The 20,425-nt window shown below is 70.0% G+C and carries 19 protein-coding genes and 1 pseudogene; 15 read left to right on the top strand and 5 right to left on the bottom strand.

The window, feature by feature from the left end; genetic code table 11:
- Positions 1–14: 14 nt before the first annotated feature.
- Positions 15–530 (bottom strand): peptide deformylase, encoded by a 516-nt coding sequence (gene def / locus FKV25_RS05405; RefSeq protein ID WP_141517779.1) that lies wholly within the window; start codon positions 528–530, stop codon positions 15–17.
- 174 nt (positions 531–704) lie between these two features.
- On the opposite strand from def, the gene FKV25_RS05400 reads away from it, so the two are divergent.
- The 12 genes from FKV25_RS05400 (at position 705) to FKV25_RS05345 (ending at position 13,054) form a co-directional block, all read left to right on the top strand.
- A complete protein-coding gene (locus FKV25_RS05400; protein WP_141517778.1) occupies positions 705–1,853 on the top strand; it encodes a LysM peptidoglycan-binding domain-containing protein in 1,149 nt (382 codons plus the stop codon).
- A gap of 115 nt (positions 1,854–1,968) precedes the next feature.
- Positions 1,969–3,135, top strand: coding sequence for a DNA-processing protein DprA (dprA, locus tag FKV25_RS05395; protein ID WP_141517777.1), 1,167 nt, complete (start codon positions 1,969–1,971; stop codon positions 3,133–3,135).
- Positions 3,136–3,225: 90 nt separating this feature from the next.
- Positions 3,226–3,714, top strand: a complete 489-nt coding sequence (locus tag FKV25_RS05390) for a DUF494 family protein (protein ID WP_141517776.1) — start codon at positions 3,226–3,228, stop codon at positions 3,712–3,714.
- A 199-nt stretch (positions 3,715–3,913) separates the two neighbouring features.
- Positions 3,914–4,639: a GYF domain-containing protein gene (locus FKV25_RS16570; RefSeq protein ID WP_170218552.1), complete on the top strand. Its 726-nt coding sequence runs from the start codon at positions 3,914–3,916 to the stop codon at positions 4,637–4,639.
- A gap of 67 nt (positions 4,640–4,706) precedes the next feature.
- Complete coding sequence (locus FKV25_RS05380) at positions 4,707–5,621, top strand: RDD family protein (protein ID WP_141517775.1); 915 nt, start codon at positions 4,707–4,709, stop codon at positions 5,619–5,621.
- A gap of 207 nt (positions 5,622–5,828) precedes the next feature.
- Positions 5,829–8,318: a DNA topoisomerase I gene (locus FKV25_RS05375; protein ID WP_141517774.1), complete on the top strand. Its 2,490-nt coding sequence runs from the start codon at positions 5,829–5,831 to the stop codon at positions 8,316–8,318.
- Positions 8,319–8,587: 269 nt separating this feature from the next.
- Entirely contained in the window at positions 8,588–9,763 is a 1,176-nt protein-coding gene (locus FKV25_RS05370; RefSeq protein WP_141517773.1) for a lytic polysaccharide monooxygenase, read from the top strand.
- 55 nt (positions 9,764–9,818) lie between these two features.
- Positions 9,819–10,382: an L-threonylcarbamoyladenylate synthase type 1 TsaC gene (tsaC, locus tag FKV25_RS05365; protein ID WP_141517772.1), complete on the top strand. Its 564-nt coding sequence runs from the start codon at positions 9,819–9,821 to the stop codon at positions 10,380–10,382.
- An 86-nt stretch (positions 10,383–10,468) separates the two neighbouring features.
- Entirely contained in the window at positions 10,469–11,089 is a 621-nt protein-coding gene (locus FKV25_RS05360) for a DUF1579 domain-containing protein (RefSeq protein ID WP_141517771.1), read from the top strand.
- Positions 11,090–11,144: 55 nt separating this feature from the next.
- Entirely contained in the window at positions 11,145–11,867 is a 723-nt protein-coding gene (locus tag FKV25_RS05355; RefSeq protein ID WP_246071942.1) for a DUF4124 domain-containing protein, read from the top strand.
- A complete protein-coding gene (locus FKV25_RS05350; protein ID WP_141517770.1) occupies positions 11,867–12,739 on the top strand; it encodes a DUF4124 domain-containing protein in 873 nt (290 codons plus the stop codon). The genes FKV25_RS05355 and FKV25_RS05350 overlap by 1 nt, the downstream gene beginning before the upstream one ends.
- A gap of 60 nt (positions 12,740–12,799) precedes the next feature.
- Positions 12,800–13,054, top strand: a complete 255-nt coding sequence (locus FKV25_RS05345; RefSeq protein WP_141517769.1) for a hypothetical protein — start codon at positions 12,800–12,802, stop codon at positions 13,052–13,054.
- Here the strand turns inward: FKV25_RS05345 and FKV25_RS05340 are convergent.
- Positions 13,042–13,818 (bottom strand): SDR family oxidoreductase, encoded by a 777-nt coding sequence (locus FKV25_RS05340; RefSeq protein ID WP_141517768.1) that lies wholly within the window; start codon positions 13,816–13,818, stop codon positions 13,042–13,044. The genes FKV25_RS05345 and FKV25_RS05340 overlap by 13 nt on opposite strands.
- Positions 13,819–13,909: 91 nt before the next feature.
- Between FKV25_RS05340 and FKV25_RS05335 the strand changes: the two genes are divergently transcribed.
- Positions 13,910–14,155 (top strand): hypothetical protein, encoded by a 246-nt coding sequence (locus tag FKV25_RS05335; protein WP_141517767.1) that lies wholly within the window; start codon positions 13,910–13,912, stop codon positions 14,153–14,155.
- A gap of 506 nt (positions 14,156–14,661) precedes the next feature.
- Here the strand turns inward: FKV25_RS05335 and sppA are convergent.
- Positions 14,662–16,548, bottom strand: coding sequence for a signal peptide peptidase SppA (gene sppA / locus FKV25_RS05330; RefSeq protein ID WP_141517766.1), 1,887 nt, complete (start codon positions 16,546–16,548; stop codon positions 14,662–14,664).
- A gap of 95 nt (positions 16,549–16,643) precedes the next feature.
- Positions 16,644–18,014: an MATE family efflux transporter gene (locus FKV25_RS05325; protein ID WP_141517765.1), complete on the bottom strand. Its 1,371-nt coding sequence runs from the start codon at positions 18,012–18,014 to the stop codon at positions 16,644–16,646.
- A gap of 124 nt (positions 18,015–18,138) precedes the next feature.
- On the opposite strand from FKV25_RS05325, the pseudogene FKV25_RS16645 reads away from it, so the two are divergent.
- Positions 18,139–18,492: pseudogene (locus tag FKV25_RS16645) on the top strand (DUF3667 domain-containing protein); the annotation flags it as partial.
- Between the two features lie 986 nt (positions 18,493–19,478).
- Entirely contained in the window at positions 19,479–19,811 is a 333-nt protein-coding gene (locus FKV25_RS05315; RefSeq protein WP_141517764.1) for a DUF4286 family protein, read from the top strand.
- Between the two features lie 15 nt (positions 19,812–19,826).
- Here the strand turns inward: FKV25_RS05315 and FKV25_RS05310 are convergent.
- On the bottom strand, positions 19,827–20,425 hold a 599-nt coding region (locus FKV25_RS05310; protein ID WP_141517763.1), incomplete at its 5' end, for a DUF3106 domain-containing protein.

Here is a 20,425-nt window from a genome sequence, read left to right as displayed (position 1 = left end):
GCTCGATTTCCGGATTACGCCGCGGCCTGGCGCCGTGCCTTGGCCAGCTTCTTGCGCACCATCTCGCGCTTGAGCGGCGACAGGTAGTCGACGAAGAGCTTGCCCAGCAGGTGGTCCATCTCGTGCTGGATGCACACCGCGAGCACGCCGTCGGCGTCGAGGCGCCGGGCCTGGCCGTCGCGGTCGAGGTATTCCACGGTGATGCGGTCGGCGCGGGTCACGTCGGCGAAGATCCCCGGCACCGACAGGCAGCCCTCCTGGTAGACCTGTTCGCCGTCGCGGGCGCTGATCTCGGGGTTGATGAACACCAGGGGCTGGTCGCGCTCCTCGCTGACGTCGATCACCATGAAGCGCTTGTGCACGTCGACCTGGCTGGCGGCCAGGCCGATGCCCGGGGCGTCGTACATGGTCTCGAACATGTCGTCGAGCAGGGTCTGGAAGGCCGGATCGGCGATTTCGGCCGGATCGACCGGCGTCGCCACCGTGCGCAAGCGGGAATCGGGGAATTCGAGGATCGGGAGCAGGGCCATGGCTTGGAAAATGGGGGCGCCGGTCACAGGACGCAAGCAGGGCGGTCATTGTAACGCCGATATTGGGGCCTCAAGGCTTGCAACGGCGCGCGCCATCTGGGCTATAGTGCCCGTGCCCCCGCCGTCAACGGCGCCCGCGGGCATTCTGTTAGGGGAATCAGGTAGATGGCTGCCATGTTTAAACCGATCCGTGCGGTGATTGCCGCTGCGTTGTTCACCGTTGCCACGTACGGCCTCGCGGCCGAGATGCGCGGTGACCATCCCGACACCTACGTGGTCAAGCGCGGCGACACCCTCTGGGACATCGCCGGCAAGTTCCTGCAGAAGCCGTGGCTGTGGCCGGAAATCTGGCAGGCCAACCCGCAGATCGCCAACCCGCACCTGATCTACCCGGGCGACGTGATCTCGCTGGCGTACCTCAACCGCGTCGCGGTCGACCCGGGCCCGCGCGAGGAAGCGCCGATCAACGCCATTCCGCTGGCCGAGATCGAGCCGTTCCTCAAGAACCTGCGCGTCGTCGACAGCTTCGAGGAGTTGCCCTACATCGTCGGCCTCGAGGAAGACCGCCTGCGCGGCGCCGAGGGCCAGGTGGTCTACGCCAAGGGCCTGGTGGCCGCCCAGCCGGGCCAGCGCTACGCCGTCGTCCGCCCGACCGTCACCTACACCACGCTGGACCCGGAGCGTTGTTGCGGTACCAGCAACCGCCGTCCGATCGACCTGGATTACCGCGGCCACGACATCGCCGGCACCGAGAAGATGTGGAACCACATGACCCCGCCGGGCGGTGGCGACTTCCTCGGCCACGAACTGATGCAGCAGACCGTCGCCACCGTGACCCGCGGGCCGGCCGGCCAGTCGGACGTCACCACGCTGCTGGTCGACGACAAGGGTCGCGAAGTCCGCGCCGGCGACCGCCTGATCCCGGTCGAGGCACAACCCTACGACCTTCAGTTCATCCCGCACCCGCCGGCACAGAACCTCGCCTACGGCCAGGCCAAGGTCCTCGGCGTGGCCGATTCGGTCATCACCGGTGGCCCGCGCGACGTGGTCGCCCTCTCGGTCGGCGCGCTCGACGGCGTCGACAACGGCACGGTGTTCTCCAGCTGGCGCGTCGGCAGCACCGCCGTGGACCGCGTGGCCGTGGGCAACGACCGCAGCCCCGATGCCGTCGGCGCGGGCTCCAAGGTGCGCCTGCCCGACGAGTTCGCCGGCCACCTGATGGTGTTCCGCACCTTCGACAGGGTCAGCTATGCGCTGGTGATGGACGGCGTCCGCCCGGTGCAGGTCGGCCAGGAACTCAAGCATCCGGACGCGGCCTACTGATACCCGCCCCGCCCGCGGATTCGGAAAAGTCCTACATCCATTTGCGACGGCGCCCGAGGGCGCCGTCGTCGTTTCCGGGCTAGGCTGGACGTCTCCGCCCACGACCTGCCTGCCGATGATCACGGACGACCATCTGGCGCTGTTGCGCCTGCTTGCCTGCGGCGGTGCCAGCGCGCCCCGCCGCCGCCTGCTCGGGCAGGCGCGTACGCCCGCTGCGGCGCTGGAGGCAGGCGCCTCCACCTGGCGCGCCTGCGGCCTGGAGCCCGCCCAGGTCGCGGTCCTGCGCGCCGCTGCCATGCCGCCCGGGCGCGTCCTCGACTGGCTCTCCATCCCCGGCCATCACCTGCTGGGCTGGCACGAACCGGACTACCCCGCCCTGCTCCGGCACGTCAACAACCCGCCGCTGGCGTTGTTCGTGGTGGGCGACCCGCTCGCGCTATGGCAACCGGCCGTCGCCGTCGTAGGCTCGCGGCGCCCCAGTCCGGGCGGACTGGACAATGCCCGGGGATTCGCCCGCGCACTTGTCCGCTCGGGCCTGACGGTCACCAGCGGTATGGCGGCGGGCATCGACACCGCCGCCCACCGGGCGTCGCTGGCCGAAGGCGGCCACACGATCGCGGTGCTGGGGACCGGGCCGGATGTCGCCTATCCACCCGCCAATGATGGCCTGCATGCCGACCTGCTCGAGCAAGGCATCGTGGTCAGCGAGTTCCCCCCGGGCACCGGCCCCCGACCGGAGCACTTCCCCCGCCGCAACCGGATCATCGCGGGGCTGGCGCTGGGTACCCTGGTGATCGAGGCGGCGGCACGCTCGGGGGCCCTCATCACCGCGCGGCTGGCCGCCGAGGCCGGGCGCGAAGTCTTCGCCGTACCCGGCTCGGTCCACAACCCGATGGCCCGCGGGTGCCATCGCCTGATCGGCGAGGGCGCCACCCTTGTCCAGGACATCGACGACCTGACCGGCGCCCTTGCGCCGCTCGCGCTCCGCCTGGCAGACGACTTGCGTCGTCGCCTCGGCGCCCCCACATCCGGGGATCACACCCTCGGGGCGGGCCTGCCAGCCTCTCCCGGCGGCGGTGCGCCCGGGCCAGGTCTCAAGGAACCTTGCGACAGCCCGGACCACAACACGTTGTGGGAATCGCTCGGCCATGACCCAACGGATATGGATCAACTGGTTGAACGCAGCGGATTGACGGCTGCCCAAGTGTCCTCCATGCTGCTGGTCATGGAGCTTGAAGGACGCGTGACGTCGCAGCATGGCCGGTACTTCCGTCGCCACTGAACGGACACAGTCGGAACCGCCGCCGGGCCAGTCCATCGACCGGCGATTCCTCCTGAACCACCGCGCCGCATGCGGCGCAGGCCGAGGGAAATGAAAGAGAGCATCCTGGACGTCCTGCTGTACCTGTTCGAGCACTACTTCACCGAAGAATCGGACCTGGTCCGCGACCAGGAATCCCTGACCGGCGGCCCCCTGATCGAGGAACTTGGCCAGGCCGGCTTCAGCCCCGCCGAGATCAACAAGGCCTTCGAATGGCTCGATGCGCTGGCCCGCCAGCGCCCCGGTGCCAGCGTGGCCCGCCCCAACGGCCCGACCCGCGTGTTCGCCACGGCGGAACTCGACCGCCTGGACACCGACTGCCGCGGCTTCCTGATGTTCCTGGAGCAGCACGGCATCCTCGATGCCGGCCAGCGCGAACTGGTGCTGGACCGCGCCATGGCCCTGGACCAGGACGAGCTGGACCTCGACGACCTCAAGTGGGTCGTGCTTATGGTGCTGTTCAACCAGCCGGGCGCGGAAGCGGCCTACGCCTGGATGGAAACCCAGATCTTCGCCGACGAGCCGGAACCGGTGCACTGATCCCGCGCCCCCGGGGCACCCGGAGGGGCCTCGGGGAGGCGCGTCGTCCACCCCTGCATTCAAAACAGCGCCGGCAGCCGGTATAAAGGCGGGCCGGCGCTTGCGTATGCGCCGACCATGCATCCGGGACAAGCGGGCGCATCTGGCGCGGGGAGGCGCCAGGCGGCCGGGCAACTGCACGACAGGGGGAGAGTGCGCGATGAACCAGTGGTACTTCCATGATGCCGCCCGTGGCCGGGTCGGCCCGATCGATGCCGACCAGCTGCGCGATGCCTGGCGCAAGCGCGAAGTCCGGGCCGACACGCTGGCGTGGCGAACGGGCATGGCGGAATGGCAACCCCTCTCGCGACTGGCGGCCGAGCTGGGGCTCGATGCGATCGCGCCCGACCCCCACCTGCCAACCCCGGTGCCCGGGGTACCGCCGCCTCCTGCGCGACCGGACACGCACGCCGCTGGCGCACCGCGCAAGGGCATGTCCGGCTGCGTGATCGCCCTGCTCGTCGCGGCCGCGCTCGCGGTCCCGGTGCTGGCGATCCTGGCGGCCATTGCCCTTCCCGCCTACCAGGACTACACCCTGCGCGCAAAGGTGGCCCAGGGCATCGCGGCCAACCAGCCGCTGCAGGGCCGGATCGGCGAATTCCATGCCGCCACCGGCCGCTGCCCGGAGAACGACGACGAGGGCTTCCAGGCGCCGGAGGCCTATGCCGGCGCCCAGGTGGCGGAGGTCCGCATCGGCTCGGTGCGCAAGCTCCCTTGCGAGTACGAAATCCGATTCGCGTCGGATGCGGCGCGCATCGATGGCGAGACGCTGCGCTTCAAGGGCCTGCCCGACGAAGATGGCGTGTTCGAATGGACGTGCAGCGAGGGCAGCCTCGACCACCGCTTCCGACCGCGACACTGCCGGGCCTCGTGGGACGGCCGTTGAGCCACGTCAGGGCGCCGAAGCGCCGCGCGCCACCCGGATCAACCGATCAACGAACAAGGAACACGCGATGACTCAGTGGTACTACAGCGACGATGACCGCAACCGGCAAGGCCCGGTCGATGCGTCGACACTCGCCGGGCTGCACGAGAGTGGCCAGCTGGCCGTGGATGCGCTGGTCTGGCGCGAAGGCATGGCGCAGTGGCAGCCCTGGCGCGCGATGGCGCACGAGGTCCTGGGCCCCGACGCCTCGGCGGCAGCACCGGCAGCACCGACGGTGACCGACGGCATGGACCCGTACAACAGCGCGCCGGCGCCGCTCGCCTCGCCATACGCCCCGCCCGCCTCCACGCTCACCGACCTGGGCGGCTTCCAGGCGGGCGGCGAGGTGGTGTACGCCGGGTTCTGGAAGCGCGTCGCGGCCTACATGATCGACAGCTTCGCGGTCGGCGTGGTCAGCTGGATCGTGCAGATGGTGGTCATGGCCGTGTTCTTCGGCGTCAGTGCCGGCGCCCTGGCGGGCGACTCGGCCGGGCTCCTGGCCGGCGGCGTCATGGGCATCCTGGTCGGCATGGTCATCGTGCCCCTGGCCCTGCAGGCCGTGTATTTCGCCGCATTCCATGCATCCGCCAGGCAGGCGACACTGGGCAAGATGGCGGTCGGCATCAAGGTCACCAGCGACGATGGCCACCGGATCTCCTTCGCGCGCGGCATCGGGCGCTACTTTGGCGTCATCCTCGGCTCGCTGCTGCTCTACATCGGCCTGATCATGGCGGCGTTCACCGATCGCAAGCGTGCGCTGCACGACATCATGTGCAGCACGCTGGTGGTCGACCAGTGGGCCTTCACCGACCATCCTGAACGGCAGCGCCACGAGCTGGGAACGGTGGCAACGGTGATCCTGGTGATCGGCGGCCTGCTGGTGCTTGCCTACATCGGCCTGATGGTCCTGGTCGGCTTCATGGCGGCCATGGGCAACAACTGAGCGCGGCAGCGGCGGGCCGGGCGCCAGCCCTACCCGCCTGCCCGGCGCCCCGGCGCCTTCCCGGACCTCCGAGCTTGACAGCACCCCGGTCCGCGTGATTCCACTAATAATAAGGAATACCCCCCAAGCGCCCGCGGTCTTGCCGCGGGCGTCGCCTTCTTTGCTGTATATACGTGCGGGGCAATCGCTGCCCCGTGGAGTCACCGCATGGCCAAGAACCTCCTCATCGTCGAATCGCCCGCCAAGGCCAAGACGATCAACAAGTACCTGGGCAAGGACTTCACGGTCCTGGCCTCCTATGGCCATGTCCGCGACCTCGTGCCCAAGGAGGGGGCGGTCGATCCCGACCACGATTTCGCGATGCGCTACGACCTGATCGAAAAGAACGAAAAGCACGTCGCCGCGATCGCCAAGGCCGCCAAGTCCGCCGATGCGCTCTACCTGGCGACCGACCCGGATCGCGAGGGCGAGGCGATCAGCTGGCACATCGCGGAAATCCTGCAAGAGCGCGGGCTGCTGAAGGACAAGACCCTGCAGCGGGTGGTCTTCACCGAGATCACCCCGCGCGCCATCAAGGAGGCGATGAACGAGCCGCGCGACATCTCCACGCCGATGGTCGACGCCCAGCAGGCGCGCCGGGCGCTGGACTACCTGGTCGGCTTCAACCTCTCGCCGGTGCTGTGGCGCAAGATCCAGGCCGGCCTGTCGGCCGGGCGCGTGCAGTCGCCGGCGCTGCGGATGATCGTCGAGCGCGAGGAGGAGATCGAAGCGTTCAAGGCCCGCGAGTACTGGTCGGTCGAAGCCGAGTGCAAGCACCCCAAGCAGGACTTCACGGCCCGGCTGGTCAAGCTGGACGGCAAGAAGTTCGAGCAGTTCACCCTCACCGACGGCGAGTCCGCCGAAGCCGCCCGCCAGCGGATCGTCGCGGCCGCCGGCGGCGCGCTGCAGGTCACCGACGTCACCTCCAAGGAGCGCAAGCGCCGCCCGGCGCCGCCGTTCACGACCTCCACCCTGCAGCAGGAAGCCTCGCGCAAGCTGGGTTTCACCACCAAGCGCACGATGCAGGTCGCGCAGAAACTCTATGAAGGCGTGGCCATCGGCGACGAGGGCACCGTCGGCCTGATCAGCTACATGCGTACCGACTCGGTCAACCTGTCGATGGATGCGCTGGCCGAGCTGCGCGACGTGATCGCCCGCGACTTCGGCACCGGCGCGCTGCCCGACAAGCCCAACACCTACCAGACCAAGTCCAAGAACGCGCAGGAGGCGCACGAGGCGATCCGCCCGACCTCCGCGCTGCGCACGCCGGCGCAGGTGTCGCGCTACCTCGACGACGACCAGCGCCGCCTGTACGAGCTCATCTGGAAACGCGCCGTCGCCTGCCAGATGATCCCGGCCAGGCTCAACACCGTGTCGGTCGACATGGCCGCCGGCAGCGAGCACAGTTTCCGCGTGTCGGGCACCACCGTGGTCGACCCCGGCTTCCTGGCCGTCTACGAGGAAGGCAAGGACAGCAAGGGCGCCAATGACGACGACGAGGGGCGCAAGCTGCCGGCGATGGTCCCCGGCGACCGCATCCCGCTCGACCGCATCCACGCCGACCAGCATTTCACCGAGCCGCCGCCGCGCTACTCGGAAGCCTCGCTGGTCAAGGCGCTGGAAGAGTACGGCATCGGTCGCCCCTCGACCTATGCCTCGATCATCGCCACCCTGATCTTCCGCAAGTACGTCGAACTCGAGAGCCGGCGTTTCCGCCCCACCGACGTCGGCCGCGCGGTGAGCAAGTTCCTCTCGAACCATTTCCCGCGCTACGTCGACTACGACTTCACCGCGCGGATGGAGGACGAGCTCGACGCGATCAGCCGCGGCGAGGAGGAATGGGTGCCGCTGATGGAGCGCTTCTGGGGCCCCTTCAAGCAGCTGGTCGACGAGAAAAAGGAGTCGCTGGACAAGATCGATTCGGGCAGCGTGCGCGTGCTGGGCGACGATCCGGCAAGTGGCCGCCAGGTCAGCGCGCGCATCGGCAAGTACGGCCCCCTGGTGCAGATGGGTACGGTCGAGGACGAGGAGAAGCCGAAGTTCGCCTCGCTCCAGCCCGGCCAGAGCATCTACGCCATCAGCCTGGAAGAGGCCCTGGTGCTGTTCCAGATGCCGCGCGCCCTGGGCGAATCCAATGGCGAGGCCGTCAGCGTCGGCATCGGCCGCTTCGGCCCCTTCGCCAAGCGCGGCAGCACCTATGCCTCGCTGAAGAAGGAAGACGACCCCTTCACCATCGATTTCGCCCGCGCTGTCGAGTTGATCGAGGAGAAGGAAGAGATCGCCCGCAACCGGATCATCCGGGAGTGGGAAGGCCATGACATCCAGGTGCTCAACGGCCGCTTCGGTCCGTACATCAGCGACGGCAAGATGAACGGCAAGATCCCCAAGGACCGCGAACCGGCCACGCTCAGCCTGGAGGAAGCGCTGAAGCTGCTGGAGGAAACCGGCAAGCCGGTACGCAGCCGCTTCGCCAAGAAAGCCGCCAAGAAAGCGCCGGCGAAGAAGGTGGCCAAGAAGGCGGCGGCGACCAAGGCACCGGCGAAGAAGGCCGCCAAGAAAGCAACGAAGAAGACGGCGAAGAAGACGGCGAAGAAGGCCACCAAGAAGGCCGCGAAGAAGGCCCCTGCGAAGAAGGCCGCGGGCAAGACCGCCGGCTGACCACCCCATTGCCCGGGCGAAACGCGGCCACCTCCGGGTGGCCGTTTTCGTTGACAGCGTCGATGTCCCAGTTTGTCCGCTTTGTCCGATCTTAATGTGCAGGACAGCGCAGGACATATCCGCCGGATGTAAAAGGACGAAAAAAAGACACTCAAGCCATGAACGACGGGCCGCTGTTCCGCCGGTGGGATCACAGTTCTTCCTGACATCGTTGTCTACTCTGCCCGCCGGGGGATCCGGACCGGACATCCATTCAGAGGCACACCGTCATGAAGACACACCCGCACCTGCAGTGGGGCGCGATCGCCACCTGCCTGCTCCTGGGCGCCCTGCCCCTCGGCCGCGCCGAAGCCCACGGCACCATGGTCAAACCCGTCAGCCGCATCTATGCCTGCGCCCAGGGCAACCGCGAGAACCCCGCCGACCCGGCCTGCCGCGCTGCATGGGAAGTCGCCGGCTCCCAGCTGTTCTATGACTGGATGGGCATCAACCAGGCCAATGCGAACGGCAACCACCAGGCGGTGGTGCCCGACGGCAAGCTGTGCAGCGGCAACAACCCGACCTTCCGCGGTCTCGACCTGGTGCGCAGCGACTGGCAGGCCACCGACATCGCGCCCGAGGCCAACGGTCGCTACGAGTTCCTGTTCAAGGGCACGGCGCCGCATTCGACCCGCGAATGGGTCTTCTACGTGACCCCGGAAGGCTGGAATCCGAACACCGCGCTGAAGTGGTCCGACCTGCAGGAGTTCTGCCGCATCGGCAACACCCCGCTGTCGGCCGACGGCAATTACCACCTCAGCTGCCAGCTCCCGCAGCGGAGCGGGCGCCACGTGATCTACAACACCTGGCAGCGATCGGACTCGACCGAGGCCTTCTACACCTGCATGGACGTCAAGTTCGCCGGTGGCACCACCCCGCCACCGCCGCCGCAATGGCAGGATGCCGGCGCCCTGGTCGCGCAGAACCCCCTGCCCGCCGGCACGCAGGTCTCGCTGCGCGTGTTCAACGCCGACGGCAGCGACGCCGAGCGGATCGACACTGAAATCAGCAGCGCCGCGCAGGGATCGACGACGGCCTGGCCGAAATACGTGGGCGAGCAGGTCAATGCCCGCGCGTCCTTCGCCCGGATCGGCGTGCTCGCCAACGGCAGCATCACCCCGATCGCCTCCGCGAGCGGCAACCACGTCTACCTGTCGGGCACGGGGCGTCGCCACCAGATCGACATCACCCTGCCGCAGGATCCGCCGCCGCCGGGCGACTACGACTACGTCTACCCGGACGGCATCGGCCAGTACAAGCCAGGGGAGACGGTGGTCAAGGGCAGCGACGGCAAGCTCTATGCGTGCCGACCGTTCCCCGAGGGCGGCTGGTGCAACATCAACAGCGCCGCCCACTATGCGCCCGGCACGGGATCGAACTGGCGCGACGCCTGGGTCGAGTTCTGAGCCCCGCCGCGACGGCGGGCTCGCGCACGCGGGCCGCAGCTGACAGACTGCGGGCATGAGCGACGCACCCGCCCTCGACACCGCCGTCGCCGCCCTGCGCGGCGGCGGCGTCATCGCCTACCCCACCGAGGCCGTGTGGGGCCTGGGCTGCGACCCCTTCGACGAGGCCGCGGTCACCCGCCTGTTGCGGATCAAGCAGCGTCCGGTGGACAAGGGCCTGATCCTGATCGCCGCGCGCCCGACGCAGCTCGACGGCCTGGTCGACTGGGACGCCCTGCCGGATGGCCGCCGCGACGAAGTCCTGGCCAGCTGGCCGGGCCCCAACACCTGGGTGGTCCCGGCCACCGCCCGGGTGCCCCGCTGGGTCACCGGCGCGCACGACAGCGTCGCGGTCCGCGTCAGCGCGCACCTGCACGTGGTCGCCCTGTGCCACGCCTTCGGCGCGCCGCTTGTGTCTACGAGCGCCAACCTGGCCGGGGCGCCGCCCGCGTTCCTGCACGACCAGCTCGACCCCGACCTGCTGTCCGCGGTGGACGCGGTCGCGCCGGGCGAGACCGGCGGCATGGCCGCGCCCACCGTCATCCGCGACGCCCGCGACGGCCAGTTGATCCGGGCCTGAGTTTCGCCGCATCGCCGCATGCCCGTGGGTCCGTGCGGGCGTAGGATCCGGGGACCGCCCACCGGCGCCCACAAAGGAGCAGGCACATGACGAGTCCCGTCCACCACGCGGTCCTCCTGGCATGCACGCTGGCGGTCGCGCCACTGGTCAACGCCCAGGAGGCGGCCAGCGATCCGACGGCCGCGATGAGTCCCGAACAGCAGGCGATGATGGCCGCCTGGGAAAAGGCATCCAGGCCCGGACCCGAGCACGCGCGGCTGGCGGAGCATTTCGTCGGCCGCTGGGATGCGCGCCAGACCTTGTGGATGGCGCCCGACGCGCCGCCGATGACCGCCACCGGGCAGGCGCAGACGACCGCCGAGTTCGGCGGCCGGCAGATGCGCATGGCCTATGCCGGCGAAATGATGGGCGCTCCGTTCGAGGGCGCCAGCCACACCGGCTACGACAACGTCAGCGGCGTGTACACCAGCGTGTGGATGGACAACATGTCCACCGGCACCTACACGATGACCGGGCGCTACGACGCCGCGAGCAGGACCTACACCTTCACCGGCGAGTGGCCGGACCCGATGGCGGCGGGGAAGATGCTGCCGGTGCGCGAGACCCTGCGGATCGTCGATGCCGACCATCACGTGATGGACATGTACGAAACGCATGGCGGCGAGGAACGCCACACGATGCGGATCGAGTTCAGCCGCGCCGAATAGGCGCGCGTTCATCCAGGCGCTTTCCCACCGCGACGGCAGGGCGCAAGATGGCGGCATGCGCATGACGCCCGACAACGCCCTCCGCGCGCCCCGGCTGCTTACGGCCCTGGGCCTGGCCGGCATGCTCGCGTGCGGCAGCAGCCTGGCCGGGACGGTCACCATCTACCGCTGCACCGATGCGCAGGGACAACTGAGCCTGCGCGACACGCCCTGCAAGCCCGGTGAGCGCGAACAGGTCCAGACCATGCGCCGCCCGGTCGACCCGCCTCCCGCGGCCCCCCCGGTCCCCCGCCCGGCCACGGCTCCGGCGCCCGCCCCGGGCGCACCCCAGGTCGTCTACCTGCAGCCGCCCCGGCCGATGTACGAGTGCACCACGCCCGATGGCGAGACTTACACGAGCGATACGCCGGAAGGCAATCCGCGCTGGGTTCCCTTGTGGACGCTCGGCTATCCGGTGGTGACCGGGCCCGTGCACGGCGGCGGCTACCGGGGACGCGTGGACATCGGCGGCGGCAACGTGAGGGGCCGCATCGACGTGGGCGGCGGCTTCCGCCACGGCGGCGGCCCGCCGCTGGCGACCGTCGGCTATCCCGCCGGAACCTGGATCCGCGACACCTGCAACGCCCTGCCGCAGCGCGAGGTCTGCGATCGCCTGCGCGACCGGCGCTATGCGCTGGATCGCCGCTACAACAGCGCGCTGCAAAGCGAACGCCACGCCATCGACGAAGAGCAGCGCGGCATCGACGCGCGGCTCGCCAACGACTGCCGGAACCCCTGATGCCCCGCTGTCCGATCCTCGCCACGTCCCATGGCGCGCGCGCGCGCCTCCTGCACCGCGCCACGCGGCCGCGCTTCCTGGCCGCCCTGGCCAGCGTCGTCTGCGCCGCCATGTTCGCCACCGCGCCCACGCGGGCCCAGACCACCCTGTACCGGTGCACCGATGCCGGGGGCAACCTGACCATCCAGAGCGCGCCCTGCCCGGCCGGCACCGAGGAACGCAAGCAGGTGGTCAACGACCTGCCCAGCGCGCCGCCGGTGGTGCCCCGCCCGGCCTCGACGCTGCCCGAACCGGAATGGCAGGTCGCCCAGGAACCTGCCAGCCCACCGCCCACCCCCGTGCTCGCGCCTACGGCCACGCCCGCGCCAGAACCAGCGGCGATGCCGACCCCCGGCCAGCCGATCGTCCGCGCGATCCCGCTGGAAACCCGCTCGGACGGCATCGGCGTGGGCGGTGACAGCAGCTCCGATTTCCAGTTGCTCGATTCGGGCACGCCGCTTGCCGAACGCGCACCCGTCGCGGAGGCGGACGAGGCCGCGGACGGCGAGGCCACGCCCCTGCCGCCGCTGTACGACTGTCGCACCTGGGACAACGACCGCTATTTCGGCGACCTTGCGGAGCCGCCCCCCCGCTGCGCGCCCTTGCAGACGGTCGGTATCGGCGGCAATCCGGGCATCGGCGCGGGCAGTGCCTGCGAGATGCGCGAAGACAGCTGCAGCGCCGTGCCCGAAGAGGGCCTGTGCGATGCCTGGCTGCGCCGGCTGCGCGACGAGCAGGCGAAGCTGGTGTTCGCCCGCAGCGACGATCCCGCCGCCACCCGCGCGGAGGTCGAGCGCATCGAGGGCCTGATCCGCGCCAGCCGTTGCCGATGACGGTGGACGCGCGTGGTACGGGTCAGGCAGGCCGAATTGCCGGTCGAGGCGAGGTCCGACATGGTGCGGCTGCTGGCGGACACGGGCTTCTGGTCGATGCCGTCCATCGAAGCGGAAACAACCGCGCCGCTGGCGAAGGATGGCAGCCAGGTACTGGTGGAGGCCTGCCTCGACGGTCGCTACCACCTGGTCAGCCGGATCAGTCCGGAAATCGAAGCCCTGTCGCGCGGCCTCGCGCCGCTGGCGACCCTGCTGGACGAGGAACTGGGCGGACCCGCGGGCGCGCCGGCTGCCGCCCCTGCTCAGAACCCGTAGCGCAGGAAGCCGCCGTCCACGGCGATGCACTCGCCGGTGATGTAGCCCGCGGCGGGCAGGCACAGGAAGGCCACGGCGGCGGCGACCTCCTCGGGCTCGCCGACCCGGCCGAGCGGCGTGCGCAGCAGGACCTCGTCCAGGTAGTCGGGGTCGGCCAGCTTGCCGGAGGTGCGCCGCGTGCGGATGTACCACGGCGCGACCGCGTTGACCCGCACGCCGTCTTCGGCCCATTCGACCGCCAGGTTGCGCGTCATCTGGTGCATCGCCGCCTTGCTCATGCCGTAGGGCACGCCAGTGCGCACCGCGGTGCTGCCCGACACGCTGCCGACGTTGACGATGCTCGAGGCCGCGTGCCGGATGAGCAACGGGTGCAGGTAGCGCGAGAGCTCGAAGGCCGCGAAGGTGTTGACCTCGAAGATCGCACGCCATTCGTCGTCGGCGTACTCGGTCGCCGGCTTGCTCAGGTTGCCGCCGGCGTTGTTGACCAGGATGTGCAGGCCTTCGCCGAAGTCCTCGACCCAGTCCAGCAGCTCGCGGCGCTGCTCGTCGTCGGCGACGTCGGCGGCGAACCACTCGATGTCGCTTTCCGGGAAGTCCTCGCGCAGTTCGTCGCGCACCGCATCCAGGGCATCGGCGTCGCGCGCCGCGAGCAGGACGTCGGCGCCGAAGCCCAGCAGCTCGCGGGCGATGGCCTGCCCGATCCCGGCGCTGCCGCCGGTCACCAGTGCCAGTTGTCCGTCCAGTCGCCAGCGGTTGGGGTCCATGCCTGCTCCTCGTCGCAGCGCGCCGGCAACGGCGCGCGTGTCGTCGTAGCATAGCGCCTGATCGTCGTGACCCGACCGACAGGAGGCACCCATGTCCCATCTGCACCGCATGACCGTCGCCACCGCCCTGCTTGCCGCCCTCGCGCTGGGGGCCTGCAGCAAGCCCGAGGCGCCCGACAAGGAGCAGCCGCCGGAACCGCAAGCCACCAGCGCCAGCGATGCGACCGGAATGCGCGACGCGATCCAGGCGCCCATCGAGAGGGCGAAGGCCGCCGAACAGGCCGTCCAGGACGCCTCCCAGGCCCAGGACGACGCGATCGAGGCCTCAGGCGGCTGAGGCTGCGGTGGCGAGCGCGACGCGTGCGCCGACCGGTTGAGGTTCCGTCCGGGGACCGCGCTTCAAGACGCCAGGAGCTCACCGCAGCGAGCCGCAGGATGGGTCGAGCACCGCGACACCCCTCCTGGCGCGCCCGGACACACCCATGATGGGGAGCGAGAACGAAGGCAGGGGCGAAAGGCCGGATCCCCGCGTGCACTGGGATGACGCGGTGGGCGGGGCGCGGCAGGTTTCGGGCACGCCGGGCAACGCGCGTTGCACCTGCTTCGCCGCGCCTCGTTCGCGAAGAACGCCGTCGCTCCCTGCGAACCGTCAAACACCGTCATCCCAGCGTACGCGGGGATCCAGCTCCTGATTGCCTGGGTGGGAACGCGCCGGGCGCACGACCGGCACCGCGCCGACCCGGCCAGCTTCAGCCCCATCTGGGCAGCGGATACCCCGCGAAACAAGAACGCCCCGGCATGGCCGGGGCGTCTTTCATCCTGCGCCCGCTCGCGAGCGACCGCTCAGAGCTTGCAGAAGCAGTACGCCAGCGACTTCACGGGCACGCCGGCGGTCGGGCTGGCCGAGGCTTCGAGGAAGCGCAGGTCCTGGTCGATCTGCGGGAACGCACGCGCCAGCATGTGCTCGCCCAGCCCGCTGTGGCGCAGCAGGACGCTGCCGGCGCGACCCTCGACGATACCGGTGAAGAAGCGCTCGAACGGCGTGGCCTGCTTCTCGACGTAGCGCACGGCGTAGTCGCCTTCCTCGCCCAGTTCGGCGCGCTCGGCGACGTCGGCGATGGCGGTGTCCAGGCCGCCGAAGTCGTCCACCAGGCCGCGCTCGCGGGCCTGGGCGCCGCTCCAGACGCGGCCGCGCGCGACCTGGTCGACCTGGTCGACCGACTTGCCCCGGGCCGCGGCGACGCGCCCGGTGAAGTCGCGATACCCCTTCTCGATGACCGACTGGATCACCTGGCCGACTTCCGGCGCGAGTTCGCGGGTGATATCGAAGGCGCCGGCGAAGCGCGTGGTGCCGACGCCATCGCTGCGCACGCCGATCTTCTCCAGCGCGCGCGGCACGGTCGGGATGAGCCCGAAGATGCCGATCGAACCGGTGATCGTGGACGGATCCGCGTAGATGCGATCGGCATTCATCGAGATCCAGTAGCCGCCCGATGCCGCCAGGTCGCCCATGGACACCACGACCGGCTTGCCGGCCTCCTTCAGGGCGACCACTTCGCGGCGGATCTGCTCGGAGGCGAACACCTCGCCACCGGGCGAGTCGACGCGCAGCACGACGGCCTTCACTTTCTCGTCGTCGCGGGCCTGGCGCAGCAGCGCCGAGGTCGACACGCCGCCGACGGTACCCGGCGGCTGCTCGCCGCCGCTGATCTCGCCTTCGGCGACCACGACCGCGACCTGCGGGCGCGGGTCGACGGCCTTCAGCGCGGCCTTGTCGAGGTGCGCGACATAGGTGTCAAGGTCGACCTGGCGGAACCCGCCGTCGGCATCCTCGTCGGCGACGCCGTCCTCGACCAGCATGTCGTCGAACTGCTCGCGGGTCTTGAGCCCGTCGACCAGCTTCTGCTCCAGCGCGTAGCGGGCAAGGTCGCCGTCCACGGCCTGGATGCCCACGTCCATCTGCTCCACCGCCACTGCGAGCTGCGCGGCATCGAGCTTGCGTGCCTTGGCAACGTCGGCCAGGTAGCGGTTCCAGAGGTCGTTCATCCAGAACAGGTCGGCCTCCTTGGCTTCGGGGGAGGCCGCGTCCAGCACGTAGGGCTCGGCAGCGGACTTGTATTCGCCGACCTTGAACAGGTGCACGTCGACACCGAGCTTGTCCTGCAACAGCTCGCGGTAATAGGTGCGGTAGCGGCCAAGGCCCTCGAGCATCATGCCGCCCATCGGATCGAGGTACAGGGCATTGGCTTCCGCCGCGAGCTGGTACTGGCCCTGGCCCATGGCTTCGCTGAAGGCGAGCACCGGCTTGCCGCTCTCGCGGAGCCGGGCGACGGCGCGCGCGAGCTCGCGACGCGAGGCCATGCCACCGCCCTGCAGCCCGTCCAGGCGCAGGACGACACGCTCGATATGGGCGTCGTCGGCCGCCGCGTCCAGCGCGCGAAGGAGGTCGCGCAGCTGCACTTCGGCTCCCTGCTGGCCCATGGACTTGCCGATGGCGCGCGTGACCGGGTCGGAACTGAACTGCTCGACCAGGTTGCCCTCGGGCGCGATCACCAGCGTGCTGCGCTCGAGCAGCGGGACCGCCCGCTCGCCACTGCCCAGGGCCACCAGCAGGATCAGCAGCAGGCCGAAGAACAGGATGTTGAAGATCAGCCGGCGGGTGAAGTTCATGGCGTCCCAGAGGCCCACGAAGACGCGGGCGACGGGATTGCGTTGGACGGTCGAATTCATGGCATCACGGTGTCTGAGTCAGGCGCCCAGCCTACCCGAGGCCACGGTCGACGGCATCCGCCGAACGTCACCCGCACTGCCGTCCGGGCGCGCCCTCAGGTGCCGCCCGGCAGCAGCCGGTGCGGCTGGCTGGCGCGCATGAAGCGCACCGCCAGCAGCACCGACGCGACGGAAAGCCCGCCGATCAGGCCGATCCACATCCCCTTGGGCCCCCAGCCCAGGCCCAGTCCCAGCCCGGCGCCCAGTGGCATGCCGATGCCCCAGTAGGCAATGGCGGCGAGGATCATCGGCACCCGCGTGTCCTTGAGGCCGCGCAGCGCGCCGGCCGAGAGCACCTGGATGCCATCGGGGAACTGGAAGGCGGCGGCGTACAGCAGCAGGCTGGCTGCCAGCGAGGCCACTGCCGCGTCGGCAGTGTAGAAGCCCACCACCACCTCGTTTCCCGCCAGCAGGACGATGGCCGACAGCAGCTGGGTGCCCAGCATGATCGCGTAACCGGCGAAGGCGGCGCGGCGCACGCCGAAGGCATCGCCGCGGCCGAGTGCGTGGCCGACGCGTACGGTGGTGGCCTCGGCCAGGCCCATGGGCACCATGAAGCACAGCGCGGCGACGTTGATCGCGATCTGGTGCGCGGCAGCCGGCAGTTCGCCCAGGCGACCGATCAGCAGCGCGGTGGCGATGAACAGGCCGCCCTCCATCGCGACGGTCACGCCGATCGGCAAGCCGGTCGCGAGCAGGCCACGGATGACCGGCCAGCGCGGGCCGTCGAAGCGCTCGAACAGGCGCAGGCTGGCGAAACGCGGCGAACGGCGCAGGTACACGGCGAAGCCGATCGCCTGCGCCCACATCATCGCCGCCGATGCAAGCCCAAGGCCACCGGCACCCAGCTCGGGCAGGCCGAACGCACCATAGGTGAAGGCATAGCCCATCGGCACCAGCAGCAGCAGGCCGCCGAAACCGAACAGCATGGTCGGCAGGGTCCAGTGCAGGCCGTCGCACAGGTAGCGCATGCACAGGTACATCGTCAGTGCCGGCACGCCCCAACGGATCCCGTCGAGGAACGCCTCGGCACCGGGCCGGATCTCCGGTGCGATGCCCATCGGGGCGAGCGCGAGGGTCGCCAGGCTCATGAAGGCGAACAACAGCAGCCCCAGCCCCGCCGACAGCCACAGGGCCTGGCGGAACAGGGCGCCGATCTCGCCGCGGCGACCGCGGCCGTCGAGTTGCGAGACCGCCGCCGGCAGCGCCATCAGGGTGCCCATCGGGATCATCACCGGCAGCCAGAACAACGCCGTGCCCACCGAGACCGAGGCCAGGGTATCGGTGCCGTGGTGGCCGGCGATGACGCTGTCGACGAAGCCGATCAGGCCGGTGGCAAGGTGGCCGAGCACCAGGGGCGCGGCGAGAATGGCGGAGGCGCGCACTTCGCGGCGGAAGCGCGGACGCGGGGAGACCTGGGAAGACATGCGGGGCACCGTCGGGCGACTTCGGCCGGCAGCGATCAGGCGTCGCGCGCTGGCGCCGGGTCACGGCAGCCCGTTATCTTAGCGGCAGGTTCCTGAACACGCGCGTTGACGCTTCCCGATCGCCATGACCGACACACCCGCGGCAAGCCCCGGCAACGGAGCGCCCGAGACCACGACGCACGGCCACTGCGAGAACTGCGACGCCGTCCTGCACGGGCACTACTGCCATGACTGTGGGCAGTCCACGCACAGCCCCGTGCGCCACGTCGGCCATGCCATCGAAGAGGTTTTCGAGTCGTTCTGGCACCTCGATGGCCGCGTGTTCCGGACCCTGCGCGACCTGATGGTGCCCGGCCGTGCGGCGATGGAATACCTGGCCGGCCATCGCGCGCGCTACATCCCGCCGCTGCGCATGTTCGTCATCCTCAGCGTGCTGACCTTCTTCATCGGCCGGCTCATGATCCACATCGACGACGCGCCGGTGGTCATCGACGCCGGCAAGGAGTCGGTCGCGCTGGCGAAACTGGAGACCGTCGAGGCGGTGGAGCAGCGCCGCGACGAGATGCTCGCCGAGATCCGCAAGGCGCGCGAGGAGGCCGCCGCGGACGGCGCCGCGCTACCGGGCGTCGACGTCGCCCTGATCACCGCCGAGACCCGTATCCGCGGCGAGGCGGCCAACCGCATCGGCCAGTTGCAGCGCGCGGAACGTCGCGCAAGGGCGAAGGCGGGCGCCGCCGGCGACGAGCCGCCCGCGGAAGCCGACGCGCCGAATGGGGCGGGATCCGCGACGAGGCCTGCCGCCGATCCGGCGCCCCCGGCGGACGATGCAGCCGCCACGGCGACCTCCGATGCCAGCGCGACGGAAGACGCCGATGCCGGCGAAGGCAACGAGTTCGACGGCCCGCTGTTCACCTCCGACTCCGAAGCCTGGAAGGTCGACGAGGACACGGTCAACATCAAGAGCCTGCCGGCGCCGGCCAATGCCTGGCTGAACCAGAAGCTGGCGCGCATGGTCGCGAACTTCGAGCGCCTCGACGGACGCCCGGACCTGTACCTGCAAGCGTTCCTGGGTTCGGTGCCGTCCGCGCTGTTCGTGCTCGTGCCGTTGTTCGCGCTGTTGCTGAAGGTCGCCTACCTGTTCAAGCGCCGCCTTTACCTGGAACACCTGGCGATCGCGCTCTACAGCCATTGCTTCCTGCTGGTCAGCCTGACGGTGATGTTCCTGCTGATCGGACTGGGCGACGCGGTCGCGACCTCACTGCCGTGGCTGTCCGGGCTCACCGGCGTCGCCTGGGTCCTGATCCTGATGTGGATGCCGCTCTACCTGCTGCTGATGCAGAAACGGGTCTACGGCCAGGGCTGGCCGATGACGCTGCTCAAGTACCTGGTGGTCGGGTCGATCTATTTCTGGATGCTGACCCTGACGGCGACCTTCATGTTCCTGGCAACCATGGCGAACACGGTATGAGCGGCAACGTGGTCTACGAAGTCAACCTGGACGTCGAGGCGGCGATCATCGAGGACTACCGTGCGTGGCTGGACGCGCACGTGGGAGATGTCTGCCGGCTGCCCGGCTTCATCGATGCCGACCTCTACGAAGTCATCGACCCGGCCAGCGAGCCCGGTCGCGTCGCGCTGTGCGTGCAGTACCGCATGCGCGACGCGGCGGCGTTCCAGAGCTACCTGGCCGAGCACGCCCCGCGCATGCGCGAGGAGGGCGAGAAGCGTTTCGGCGGCCGCTACGCGGCCCGCCGTCGCGTGCTGGTGCACCTGGCCCGGGAGGATTGCGACCGCTGAGGCGGGACGGCCGCCTCAGCGATCGAGCTGTTCCCAGAGCCACGACTGGCGCCGGTCGGCGGGCGTGGCGATCAGTTCGCGCCGCAACGCGTCGCGGTCCTGCGGCGGGGTGCGCTGGACCAGCACGTACAGCTGCGCGCGCTGCGCGGCTGTCATCGCCGCCAGCACCTCGAGCAACGGCGCGCGCTGGTCGCCGGGAACCTGCGCCAGCAGGCCATGCAGGCGCCAGTGGTCCGCCCCGAGCACCGGACCCAGCAGCCAGCCCCGCTGCACGCTCGTGTCCAGGGCCTGGAAGCGCGCACGCAGGGCCTCGCGCTCGTTGACGGGACGGGCGGCGAACTCGCGCGACATGCCGCCGACCTGCTCGCGCTGCATTGGCGGCAGGGCGCGCCAGGCCTGCCAGGCCTCGCGCCGCCGGCCACGCTCGAGCGGCGGCAGGGCGTCCCAGCGCGCGGCGCGTTCGGCGAAGGCCGCACGCGCTTCGGGTGTCCAGGATTGCCAGCGCTCGACTCGCGCCTGCAGGACGGCCCGCTGCGCCGGCGGCAGGGTCTCGAGCAGGACTTCCACGCCTTCGGGCAACGCCGCCCCGGCGTCAGCGGCCCGCGCCATCGGCG

Origin of the sequence: Marilutibacter aestuarii (genome assembly GCF_006546775.1) — a bacterium.
Taxonomy (GTDB): Bacteria; Pseudomonadota; Gammaproteobacteria; order Xanthomonadales; family Xanthomonadaceae; genus Marilutibacter; species Marilutibacter aestuarii.
Note: the sequence above shows the minus strand (reverse complement) of the source record. Positions and strands in the feature narration are given on the sequence as shown.

Bases quoted from the DNA above. Each gene is read 5' to 3' on its own strand.
- dprA (WP_141517777.1), top strand. From the start codon at position 1,969: ATGATCACGGACGACCATCTGGCGCTGTTGCGCCTGCTTGCCTGCGGC.
- FKV25_RS05370 (WP_141517773.1), top strand. From the start codon at position 8,588: ATGAAGACACACCCGCACCTGCAGTGGGGCGCGATCGCCACCTGCCTG.
- tsaC (WP_141517772.1), top strand. From the start codon at position 9,819: ATGAGCGACGCACCCGCCCTCGACACCGCCGTCGCCGCCCTGCGCGGC.
- def (WP_141517779.1), bottom strand. From the start codon at position 530: ATGGCCCTGCTCCCGATCCTCGAATTCCCCGATTCCCGCTTGCGCACG.
- sppA (WP_141517766.1), bottom strand. From the start codon at position 16,548: ATGAATTCGACCGTCCAACGCAATCCCGTCGCCCGCGTCTTCGTGGGC.
- FKV25_RS05360 (WP_141517771.1), top strand. From the start codon at position 10,469: ATGACGAGTCCCGTCCACCACGCGGTCCTCCTGGCATGCACGCTGGCG.
- FKV25_RS05355 (WP_246071942.1), top strand. From the start codon at position 11,145: ATGCGCATGACGCCCGACAACGCCCTCCGCGCGCCCCGGCTGCTTACG.
- FKV25_RS05315 (WP_141517764.1), top strand. From the start codon at position 19,479: ATGAGCGGCAACGTGGTCTACGAAGTCAACCTGGACGTCGAGGCGGCG.
- FKV25_RS05340 (WP_141517768.1), bottom strand. From the start codon at position 13,818: ATGGACCCCAACCGCTGGCGACTGGACGGACAACTGGCACTGGTGACC.
- FKV25_RS05380 (WP_141517775.1), top strand. From the start codon at position 4,707: ATGACTCAGTGGTACTACAGCGACGATGACCGCAACCGGCAAGGCCCG.
- FKV25_RS05400 (WP_141517778.1), top strand. From the start codon at position 705: ATGTTTAAACCGATCCGTGCGGTGATTGCCGCTGCGTTGTTCACCGTT.
- FKV25_RS05335 (WP_141517767.1), top strand. From the start codon at position 13,910: ATGTCCCATCTGCACCGCATGACCGTCGCCACCGCCCTGCTTGCCGCC.
- FKV25_RS05375 (WP_141517774.1), top strand. From the start codon at position 5,829: ATGGCCAAGAACCTCCTCATCGTCGAATCGCCCGCCAAGGCCAAGACG.
- FKV25_RS16570 (WP_170218552.1), top strand. From the start codon at position 3,914: ATGAACCAGTGGTACTTCCATGATGCCGCCCGTGGCCGGGTCGGCCCG.
- FKV25_RS05350 (WP_141517770.1), top strand. From the start codon at position 11,867: ATGCCCCGCTGTCCGATCCTCGCCACGTCCCATGGCGCGCGCGCGCGC.
- FKV25_RS05390 (WP_141517776.1), top strand. From the start codon at position 3,226: ATGAAAGAGAGCATCCTGGACGTCCTGCTGTACCTGTTCGAGCACTAC.
- FKV25_RS05325 (WP_141517765.1), bottom strand. From the start codon at position 18,014: ATGTCTTCCCAGGTCTCCCCGCGTCCGCGCTTCCGCCGCGAAGTGCGC.
- FKV25_RS05345 (WP_141517769.1), top strand. From the start codon at position 12,800: ATGGTGCGGCTGCTGGCGGACACGGGCTTCTGGTCGATGCCGTCCATC.